This window comes from Bacillus sp. FJAT-22090, assembly GCF_007676755.1.
GTDB lineage: Bacteria > Bacillota > Bacilli > Bacillales_A > Planococcaceae > Psychrobacillus.
This window is the reverse complement of sequence record NZ_VEBK01000009.1, coordinates 1-10,769: the sequence shown is the minus strand read 5'-3', so window position 1 is coordinate 10,769 and position 10,769 is coordinate 1. Positions and strand designations below refer to the sequence as shown.

Annotated in this window: 10 protein-coding genes; 4 read left to right on the top strand and 6 right to left on the bottom strand. The window is 37.1% G+C overall.

The window, feature by feature from the left end; genetic code table 11:
• Positions 1–460: 460 nt before the first annotated feature.
• The gene (locus FS486_RS12070) at positions 461–1,543 is read right to left on the bottom strand and encodes an FUSC family protein (RefSeq protein ID WP_144511763.1); all 1,083 of its coding nucleotides are present in this window, start codon (positions 1,541–1,543) and stop codon (positions 461–463) included.
• A gap of 32 nt (positions 1,544–1,575) precedes the next feature.
• Positions 1,576–2,868, bottom strand: coding sequence for a glutamate-1-semialdehyde 2,1-aminomutase (locus FS486_RS12065; protein ID WP_144511761.1), 1,293 nt, complete (start codon positions 2,866–2,868; stop codon positions 1,576–1,578).
• 125 nt (positions 2,869–2,993) lie between these two features.
• Here FS486_RS12065 and bcp point away from each other — a divergent pair, with 125 nt between their 5' ends.
• From bcp to perR, 3 genes are all read left to right on the top strand, one after another.
• Positions 2,994–3,476: a thioredoxin-dependent thiol peroxidase gene (bcp, locus tag FS486_RS12060; RefSeq protein ID WP_144511758.1), complete on the top strand. Its 483-nt coding sequence runs from the start codon at positions 2,994–2,996 to the stop codon at positions 3,474–3,476.
• A gap of 1 nt (position 3,477) precedes the next feature.
• Positions 3,478–4,422 carry a D-2-hydroxyacid dehydrogenase gene (locus FS486_RS12055; RefSeq protein WP_144511756.1) on the top strand — a complete coding sequence of 315 codons (945 nt, stop codon included), beginning with the start codon at positions 3,478–3,480 and terminating at the stop codon, positions 4,420–4,422.
• 113 nt (positions 4,423–4,535) lie between these two features.
• Positions 4,536–4,979 carry a peroxide-responsive transcriptional repressor PerR gene (gene perR, locus FS486_RS12050; protein ID WP_144511754.1) on the top strand — a complete coding sequence of 148 codons (444 nt, stop codon included), beginning with the start codon at positions 4,536–4,538 and terminating at the stop codon, positions 4,977–4,979.
• 39 nt (positions 4,980–5,018) lie between these two features.
• Here perR and FS486_RS12045 read toward each other — a convergent pair whose 3' ends face one another.
• The 4 genes from FS486_RS12045 to FS486_RS12030 form a co-directional block, all read right to left on the bottom strand.
• Positions 5,019–6,479, bottom strand: a complete 1,461-nt coding sequence (locus FS486_RS12045) for a carbon starvation CstA family protein (RefSeq protein ID WP_144511752.1) — start codon at positions 6,477–6,479, stop codon at positions 5,019–5,021.
• A 131-nt stretch (positions 6,480–6,610) separates the two neighbouring features.
• The gene (locus FS486_RS12040) at positions 6,611–7,327 is read right to left on the bottom strand and encodes a LytR/AlgR family response regulator transcription factor (protein WP_144511750.1); all 717 of its coding nucleotides are present in this window, start codon (positions 7,325–7,327) and stop codon (positions 6,611–6,613) included.
• Positions 7,324–9,075: a LytS/YhcK type 5TM receptor domain-containing protein gene (locus FS486_RS12035; RefSeq protein ID WP_260858107.1), complete on the bottom strand. Its 1,752-nt coding sequence runs from the start codon at positions 9,073–9,075 to the stop codon at positions 7,324–7,326. Before FS486_RS12035 ends, FS486_RS12040 begins: the two co-directional genes overlap by 4 nt.
• A 91-nt stretch (positions 9,076–9,166) precedes the next feature.
• On the bottom strand, positions 9,167–9,511 hold the full coding sequence (locus FS486_RS12030) for a YgzB family protein (RefSeq protein WP_144511746.1): 345 nt from the start codon (positions 9,509–9,511) through the stop codon (positions 9,167–9,169).
• Positions 9,512–9,645: 134 nt separating this feature from the next.
• Between FS486_RS12030 and FS486_RS12025 the strand changes: the two genes are divergently transcribed.
• Entirely contained in the window at positions 9,646–10,512 is an 867-nt protein-coding gene (locus FS486_RS12025) for a nucleotidyltransferase-like protein (RefSeq protein ID WP_144511744.1), read from the top strand.
• Positions 10,513–10,769 lie beyond the last annotated feature (257 nt).

The window sequence follows — 10,769 nt, the reverse complement described above, 5'->3', positions numbered from 1 at the left end:
TATCCGAGCATAAAAGGTTCGCATCCGAGCATAAGAATATCATTCGAGCAAAAGGTGTCCGCAACCGAGCAGAAAGATTTCTATCCGAGCATAAAAGGTTCGCATCCGAGCATAAGAATATCATTCGAGCAAAAGGTGTCCGCATCCGAGCAGAAAGAGTGTCTATGCGAGCATAAAAGGTTCGCATCCGAGCATAAGAATATCATTCGAGCAAAAGGTGTCCGCAACCGAGCATAAAGAGTGTCTATCCGAGCATAAAAGGTTCGCATCCGAGCATAAAAATATCATTCGAGCAAAAGGTGTCCGCATCCGAGCAGAAAGAGTGTCTATGCAATCATAAAAGGTGCGTATCCGATCCAAAAATATCCGCCACCGAGCATAACCAAGCAAGTCCAAACACGAATAAAACAGCCATCAGAAATCGAGGTTTCGATTTCTAATGGCTGTTGGCAAATTCATATTAGTATGGTGTTTCTTCTATTTGTACGGTTAGTTCTTCGCTATGAAAATTTAGGTAGGATGAGATTAACGTATCAACATGCTCTAACTGTTCCTCGTATTTTAAGATGGAGGACAACAAGTGAAGAAGATGGTATGTGGAGAATTCTTCTTCAATTTGGGTTAAAGCAATTTGTTGGACGAATATATCCATAACTTCTTGTCTCTGTAGAAATGCTTCAGAATCGTTCCATTCCATATGCTCGGGTTTTAATTTTCCGATGAATTTCAAGTGCAGCTGTTCATGATACGTTAAAAGTGAGTCTAAGCGTTCTTTGATCATCATCCGAAAATGTTCAGGTAGCTCCAAAAGTTCATTCTCATGAAGATGCAGTCTTTTCAGAACGTCTAAACTTTTATAAGAAGTGGAGATTAGTTCACGATAAACAACTAATTTTCTTCCTTTTGTATGAATGGCTGTTTTTGTATATCCTCGTTCTTCTTTGAAAAATGAATACAATTGATCGATGCGACCTAGTCGGTCGTTTAGTTGATGGATCGCTTGTTTTGTTGAGCTATGGTCGGAAGCGTGTCGTACTGCAATCCGAATCCAACGAATAATTTCATCTTGTGTATAGTGTATGGCATTAAATAATTTAGTTTCAAATTTTGGTGGTAAAAATATTAGATTTACAATAAATGCTGAAATGACACCTACTAAAACGGTTGAAAAACGTATCACAGCAAATGTAAGGAAGTTATCGCTTTGAATTTCCATAATGGCAATGACAGTTACAAGTGCTAAAGAAATCGTTTTTTCTAGTTTCAGTTTTAGCATAACCATTATTGCAACAATTGCAGCGAATCCGACAGCGATAAAGTGATTTCCAAACATGAGTGCAAAAATCACTGCTATTGCTGCTCCAATTAGGTTAGATTGTACTTGCTCTATTACAGTCAAATAGGATCTATAAATAGAAGGCTGAATTGCAAATATCGCAGCTATTCCTGCAAAAACAGGACTAGGAAGCTGGAGTAAGTCTGCTATGAATAATGAGAAAACAATAGCTACTCCAGTTTTAAATACTCGAGCTCCTAATTTCATTGAATCCTATCCTTTCGAGGGGCATCATACATTTACTGCTTTAATTCAGCAAATGCATGATTAACCGCATTAATTGTTTCTTTTATATCATCTTCAGTATGTGCAGTTGTTATAAACCAAGCTTCATACTTAGATGGTGCAAGATTAATCCCTTGCGCTAGCATTAGCTTGAAGAATTTAGCGAACATTTCTCCATCACTTGCTTCGGCTTGCTCGTAATTTTCTACTTTTATATCCGTGAAATATACAGATAGTGCCCCTTTAATTCGATTAATCGTAATAGTTACCTCATTTTTTTTCGCGGCCTCTAGTATACCAGATTCTAAAATTCCACCTAATCGATCTAATTCCTCGTATACTCCTGGGGTTTGCAAAACTTCAAGACATGCAATTCCTGCTTGCATAGACGCTGGATTACCAGCCATAGTTCCCGCTTGGTATGCTGGTCCTAGTGGAGCAACTTGTTCCATAATCTCTTTTTTCCCACCATATGCTCCAATTGGAAGACCTCCTCCGATTATTTTGCCGAGAGCTGTTAAATCTGGTGTTTCATTTAACATAGTAGATGCAGCCCCATAGTGAAAACGGAATGCAGTAATTACTTCATCATATATGACAAGTGCCCCTTTGTCTTTTGCAATTTTACTTACAAGTGACAAGAAGCCTTCGTTTGGCTCCACCATACCGAAGTTACCTACGATTGGCTCTACTAGTATACATGCAAGTTCCTCTCCCCATTTTTCCATCGCTTCTTTATAGGCAGTTGGATCATTAAAAGGTATTGTAATGACTTCTTTTGCGATAGATTGTGGCACGCCGGCAGAATCTGGAGTACCGAGCGTAGCGGGACCAGATCCAGCAGCTACTAAGACCAAATCCGAATGTCCGTGGTAACATCCAGCGAATTTCATCACTTTCGTTCTTCCGGTATAAGCCCGTGCCACACGAATCGTTGTCATAACGGCTTCTGTACCTGAGTTTACGAAACGTACTTTATCCATAGAAGGTATGGCTTCTTTAAGCATTTTTGCAAAAGTTACTTCATGCTTTGTAGGAGTACCATATAGTAAGCCGGTTTGAGCGGCTTTTGTGATTGCTTCTGTTATATGTGGATGTGCATGGCCCGTAATAATAGGTCCATATGCAGCTAAATAATCGATGTATTTATTGCCATCTACGTCATAAAAATAAGCACCTTCTGCTCGTTCCATTACGACTGGTGCCCCGCCGCCTACTGCTTTATACGATCTAGATGGGCTATTCACACCGCCTACTATATGTTCTAGTGCTTCAATTTGTATTTGTTCAGATTTTGTGTAATTCATTTTAAATTACCTCCGCTTATTTTGTCTTCTCCTATTGTAGACAAAAATTGTGAAAAACGCTAAAGAAAATTGAATCCATAGCGTTATTTCGATACGATAGTAGTAGAAATAGAGGAGGGATAATAATGACTGTACTAGAAGGAATGGTCGCACCAAAGTTTTCATTGAAAAATGAACAAGGAAAAATCATATCACTAGATGATTTCGCGGGGAAGCAATATGTCGTTCTGTATTTTTATCCAAAGGATTCAACTCCGGGTTGCACAACGGAAGCATGCGATTTTAGAGATACCCACGCAGAATTCGCAAAATTGAATGCTGTCATTTTAGGCGTAAGTGCAGATGATGACAAAGCACATACGAAATTTATCGCTAAGCATGCTCTTCCTTTTTCACTGCTTGTAGATGATACACATGAAGTATCAGAAGCATACGGAGTTTGGAAGTTAAAAAATATGTTCGGTAAAGAATATATGGGAATTGAGCGTTCTACCTTTTTAATAGATCCTACAGGTACTGTTGTAAAAGAATGGCGTAAAGTAAAGGTAAATGGGCATGTGGAAGAGGCGCTAGATACATTAAAGAAACTAGTTGATGGTGGACAATAATATGAAAGTATTATTTTCGTTTTATCCTAAAACAGACCAACAAACTAATTTAATAGAACAATTCCCACAAGTAGAGTTTACTTTTCAGAAACCATTAGATGAAGAAGCATTAAAATCAGCAGACATCCTTGTAACTTATGGAGATGACTTACATGCAGGTCATATTGAAACAGCAACTCAGTTAAAATGGATTATGGTTGCTTCAGCTGGATTAGAAAAAATGCCATTAAAAGAAATTGCTAGTCGGAATATTATGGTGACAAATGCTAGAGGAATTCATAAAATCCCAATGGCGGAGTCTGTACTGGCCCATATACTTTCTATCAAAAAATCACTACCTGTTATGGCTAAAAATCAGAGAAATGGCGAGTGGTCACCAAAAGTGAATTCATCTGAGCTTTTTGGCTCCACCGCATTAATACTTGGTACAGGTGCGATAGGTAGTGAGATAGGCAGAATTTTGCAAGCTTTTGGTGTTCGTACAATTGGCTGTAATCGAAGCGGTAAACCGGCTGTTTCTATGGACGAAATGATTTCCTTTGCCGAACTCAAAAAAACGTTGCCAACTATAGATATTATGATATCTATTCTACCAAGCACGGCAGAAACAAAAAATTTACTAACGTATGAGCATTTTCAGTGTATGAAACCATCCGCCATCTTTATGAATTTCGGTAGAGGGGATGTTGTAAAGGAAGAGGAATTGCTTCGGGCTTTAACAGAGGAACGTATTGCTTTCGCAGTTTTGGATGTATTCGAAAAAGAACCGCTTCGAGCAGGACATCCTTTTTGGACCATGAATAATGTCGTTGTATCTCCACATGCTTCTAGTCATTCCTCGCAATATATCGTTAGAGTGCTAGAAATATTTTCAAGAAACTTATCCGAATGGATGAATGAAGGTAATCATTTTGAAAATATAATTGATATGGAGAGAGGCTACTAAAGGTACACGTTATTTCTCTAGTGCTTTAAAAATTTGACAGCACCCTCATTTTTTCTTTATACTTATTATAACAATTATAAATTAATAATAAATATGAAGAGAGGTGCATTGCGATGACGGAAGTACATTTAAGAGATGCTTTAGATACGCTAAAATCAACTGGTGTACGAATTACACCTCAACGCCATGCGATATTGGAATTTATCATCCAATCTATGTCCCATCCCACTGCGGACGATATATATAAAGCACTTGAAAGTAAATTTCCAAGCATGAGTGTTGCAACTGTGTATAATAACTTACGTGTTTTTAGGGAAGCTGGATTAGTAAAAGAGCTAACGTACGGCGACGCTTCTAGTAGATTTGATTTTATTACGAATGATCATTACCACATGATTTGTAATGCCTGTGGTAAAATTGTGGATTTCCATTATCCTGGTCTTGATGAGGTAGAGCATTTAGCTGCCCATTTAACTGGTTTTGAGGTAAGTTCACATCGTATGGAAATATACGGAACATGCCCTACTTGTAAAGAGCATGCAACTAAAGTGCAATAAGAAACGAGCGTATTGACTACGCTCGTTTTTTTGCGTTTCTTAGTTTGTTTGTGTACCAAGTCCATCATCTAGAATGATAGGTTTAAATCCATTTTCAGCGGCATCTAGTTTGCGTTTTAACCCCCAGAAGAATCCGATAATTATAATTACCGTTCCTATAATGGCAGCTATATAAGAAGTTTGCATAGATAGGCCAAAACCGATTGGTGCATTAAAAATATAAGTTAAAGTTGCCATCGTGATGAAGGTGGCTGGAATCGCTGCAATCCAGAAGTTTTTCTTTTGGAGAGCTAAGTACATTGCACCGACCCATAATGCAATTGCTGCGGTAGATTGGTTGGCCCAAGAGAAATATCTCCACAGTATAGTGAAATCTACTTGGGTAAGACCGATAGCAATAACGAACATTGGAATTGCGATAAGGAAGCGCTTAGATATTTTTTGCTGAGCCATTCCAATATAATCCGCAACAATCATGCGAGCGCTCCTAAAAGCAGTGTCCCCTGAAGTAATTGGAAGAATAACAACCCCAAGTACAGCAACAGTTCCAACAACAGCACCTAACGTAGTTATAGAAACTTCTTTTACGATACCCGCAGTCCCAACCGTACTAAGTAATGTGTTTAAATCTTGCCCGTTGAAGATAGACATTGCAGCTGCTGCCCAAATCATTGCAATAATTGCTTCTGCAATCATCATACCGTAGAAAATGTAACGTCCTTGTCCTTCAGATTGTGTTGTGCGTGAAATCATTGGTGATTGAGTTGCGTGAAAGCCAGACAATGCTCCACAAGAGATAGTCAAGAACAACAGAGGAAAGATCGGTAAATTATCTGGGTGTAAATTAGATAATGTTATTTCGGGAATCGTATATCCTTGGATTAAAAGAGCTCCTCCAATTCCTACTGCACTGATTAGTAAAAGTGCACCAAAGATCGGATATAATCTTCCTATAATTTTATCAATTGGTAATACAGTTGCCAAAATGTAGTATGCAAAAATGATAATTACCCAAACTCCTACAGACATCCAACCTTTTGTTAAATCTCCAAGTAGAGCTGCAGGTGACGACACGAATACAGTACCAACTAATACTAATAATAAAAGTGCGAAAGCGTTTACAACATGCTTGAAAGCTTTACCTAAAAATTTCCCTGCAAGCTCCGGTAAGTGGGCCCCTTTATTACGTAGAGAAATCATTCCGGTTAAGTAATCATGAACTGCTCCTGCAAAAATAGCCCCTAATACAATCCATAAAAATGCAACGGGTCCATATAGAGCTCCCATGATCGGACCGAATATAGGTCCTACCCCAGCAATGTTCAATAACTGAATAAGGGAGTTCTTATTTTTGGTCATTGGAACATAATCGACTCCGTCTGCCATTGTATATGCTGGTGTTTTACGTTTCTCTTTTACTCCAAAAACTTTTTCGACATATTTTCCATAAGTAAAATACGCTATGACCAATAGTACGATGGAACCTAGAAAAGTGTACATTGAATTCCTCCTAAGTTTTAATAAGTTATACTATCAGTCTATTTCAAATTGTTACTAAATTGTTAAAGTTCAGCGTGATATGTTGAAATGGTTGTCTGAGAGGTTAAAAAAAGAAGATGACGTGTCATCTCCTAAATTTCTAGTAATTCCCGAAGGTCTTTTACATAATTTCTGCTCAGTGGAATTTGTTCGGAAACACCATTAAGTTTTATTTGATAAATACTTGGGCTCCATGCGGACACCTCAGCAATTTGCTCGATATTCACTAGAAAGCTTTTATGTGTACGGTAAAAATTATAGTCAGAAAGTTTTTCTTCTAACTCCTTTAGTGTATACCTAGACGTGTATTCATTTTTGGAAGTTCGAATAATGGTATCTCGCTCATTTCTATAAACAAATAAAACCGAACTAGGTTCAATATAAATAATTCGCTCATTTTCATGGACTGCCAGCTTTAGAATTGTTGGTCGAGAATGTTCTGGCTTGGAAAGTTCCTTAATACGATTGATTGTTTCATCTATACGCCTAGGGTCAAATGGTTTCAACAAGTAGTCCGTTGCATTTGCGCTAAATGCTTCTATCGCATAATTTGGAAAAGCTGTAGCGAAAATAATAATTGGCGGCTTTTTTAATTTACTAGCTATCTTTGCAAACTCTATCCCATTTAAACCTGTCATTTCGATATCCACAAATACAATATCTGGTTCTTTTTTTGCTACTAGTGTAAGTCCTTTTTCAGAGGAATCTGCCTCTCCGATAATTTCTATGTCCCTATGTTTGGAAAGTAAATAAGAAAGCTCTTCTCTACTAAAGCGTTCATCGTCTATTATTACAACTTTTAATGTCATGAAGGACGTTTCACCTCTTGTTTTATAGTTATTTTAGGTACGAAGAAGAATATAGTAGTTCCAGTTATATCACTCTGAATATGGAGCCCATCTGATTGATGAATCATTTTCTTAAGTCGCATATGTAAATTATATAAACCAATTCCAGTCCCATTTTCTGACTCTACTTTGTCATGAAGAAGTGAAAGTCTCCTAGAATCATCGATACCTTGACCATTATCACGAACGAAAATGCTAATATAGTCTAATTCATCTTTAATAGTAATTTCCACAAGGCCATTTTTCGTTACTTTTTGTAAGCCGTGTTTAAACGAGTTTTGGACCAAGGTAAGAATGGCCATAGAGGGGATGCTAATTCCTAACACATTTTCATCGATGGAATACTTTACATGAATACGATCTCCAAATCTAGCTTCCTCTATTAACAAGTAGGATTGTATAAGTTCAACTTCTTTCGAGAGAGTAACTAGCCCACTGGAAGAGTTTTCAACGTTTTGTCGAATGAAGTTTGCAAGTGTTACTAAAAGGGAACGTGCACGATCGGGATTAGTTCTTATCAAAGAAACAATTGTATTCATCGCATTAAATATAAAGTGAGGATTTACTTGCGCTTGAAGCGCTTTAATTTCTGCTTCTTTTGCAAGCTCTCTCAACTGATCCAATTCGGAGAGTTCTAGTTGATGTCCAAACATGCTACTTAACCCTTGAACTAGTTCAACCAGTGAAGGAGTTATTAAGTTTTCATTTTGTACATAAATTTTCAAAGTAGCTACTGTTTCATTTTTGATTTTGATAGGTGCAATAATTGCCGCCCCTAGTGAACAATTTACGTGGTTACACAGTATTTCTTCTCTACCAATAGTCTGCAGCTCACCTAATCTGATAACCTGTCGTGTAGATTCTGTTTGTATAGGACTACCTGAAATATGGTGGCTGCTCTCACTTCCTACGTGGGCTAATATAGTGTCTTTATCAGTCATCGAGACCGCAAGGGAGGAAGTCTTTGAAAAAATAATCTCACAAACTTTATTGGCTGAAGTATAGGTGAGTCCGGCTCTCAAATGATCGAGAGTGGATTCGGCAATTTGGAGCGCTTTTTGTGCACCATTAGCTTCTGTTCTTTCATCGTCTTGCAGAACATTTCGGATGATTAGAATAAATAAAGCAGAACCAATAGCATTTGTGACGACCATCGGTAACATAATCTCTTTCACTAATGCTAAAGCGAGGGGATAAGGGTCCGCTACTAGCAATATTACTAACATTTGAATTGCTTCTGCTATGCCACCAACAATAAGCGCAGTCCAAGGAGATATACGTGTTTGTTTGCGTAATTTGTTTCCAATAAGCCCGGCAATAAAACCGGCTATGATGGTAGCGAGGCCACATGCAATAGCCGTAAAGCCTCCAAGGAAAAAACGGTGGACCCCAGCTATTATTCCAGCACCAAAGCCTATTCGAAAACCACCGAGTAACCCGCCGATAACAATCCCTAAAACCCGTGAGTTTGCAAGTGCTTCCTCTGATGTTAAAACTCTTGTCCAACGATCTTCGGTTTGATCCAAAGGATTTACTATAATCCCAGTGTATGTACCTATGATTCCGAATAATCCAAAAACTAAAGTTAGAGCTATCCTTTGTTTCGTGGACATTATTGTATGATAGTCAAATAGCTTTCGAAAAAACTTAAAACGAGTCAATAAAAAAGCAATGGTTACAATAATAGCTAATCTCTCGATTAACGTCACAACTAACAAGCAATTGTCCTCCTCAAAGTTTTCTCTTTATTGTATACTATGTTAATATAAAAAACACTTTGCTAAAAAGCAAAGTGTCTACTTATTTCTTTCTATTCAATGATTGATCGAATTCCTGTCCTTCTAGGGTTGGATCAAGTGTAAGTGGCTCTTTACAATACATACACATATCTACTCTACCCAAGACTTTTGTGTGTTTCCCACAGTTAGGACATACAACTTGAACTGCCTTAGTAGACAGCAAACCGATCCAACCATATACAGCCGTGCTTCCTATAATCGACAGTAATCCAAGAGTCATGAAGATTGTTACTAATAACGCATTTTCTCTAAAGAAGATTGCGCCGTACATGATAATGAATCCAAAGAATATAAGTCCCAACGCAAAAGAACGTATCCGATTTATTTTATTTTTATAGGGTTTCATATTTTAGCCTCCTAAATTCTTAGTCCACTATATCATATTTTACTATAAAGTAATGTTTTGAAGTAAACTATAGAAGGAAATTTAAAATAATTGTCGAAAATCTATTTAGAGAAGGAAACAAAGGAGGCTTCATTTTGGAAGCGTTATTGAGACCAATTTATCAAGAAAGAGCTAGTGAGCCAAATACGTTAGGGATCATATTAATAGAGAAGCGAGAAGAAGTTAGCCCTATTACAGATACCTTTGATTCTATTTTATTAATTGTTACGAAAGAGTCGGAACAACCTATTTTCACTAAACATTATACGTATGATGATAAAAAAGCAGCTATGCATATTATTACAGAGAAACAGCTAAGAAAATGGTTGCTCGTTGGCACCAATCCTAAATTAGTGGATTGGCTGATCAATGGCCGAGTTGTTTTTGATCGCAATGAATATGTAGAAAATCTAAAAAAGGAGCTTTATGAATTTCCTATAAACGGTAGAAAGGTTAGAATGGGAATTGAATTCGCTAAGCTTAGCAGAAGATATATGGAGGGAAAACTGTTTTTCGAGCAGTTGAATTACTTAGATGCCTATAACCATATAGTAGATTCCTTGCATCATTTAGCACGTTTAGCTGTATTTGAAAATGGGATGCATCCTGAAGTAATGGTGTGGAAACAAGTGAAACAGCTAGATCCTTCTATATATAAGTTATATGATGAACTTATTTCAAGTAGAGAATCTTTAGAGAAAAGACTAGAGCTATTATTTTTAGCCAGCGAGTTTCTTATTCATTCAAGAACAAAAGATGGTGCCCAACATATATTAGAAGTTTTATCTGCAAAAGAATTTTGGACTATACAAGAAATTCATGAACAAGAGGAACTGAAAAAGTATTCTGTGGATCTAGAAGTTTTTATTGAATTTTTAGTAGAAAAAGGTCTTATTGTGATTGAAAAGTTACCTACAAAAAGTAATGTAATCATGCATAGATACTACAAAGTGAAGCCTTGAGGAGTGTACAATAAAAACGAGTAATTATTTTGTTCGTTTTTATTGTTGACATTCTAACTCGGTATGTTGTATTATAATAAACGTCGTCAAGAACGAAACAACAAATTAACGACAAAAAAGTTTTTCAAAAAACTTCTTGACTCAGCGTTTCGACGGTGATAAAGTATAGAAGTCGCAAAAAACGACAGAACAAAATGAACATTGAAAACTGAACATGCAAAACGTTAAGACATATAGCTAGAATGATTAACTTGTTA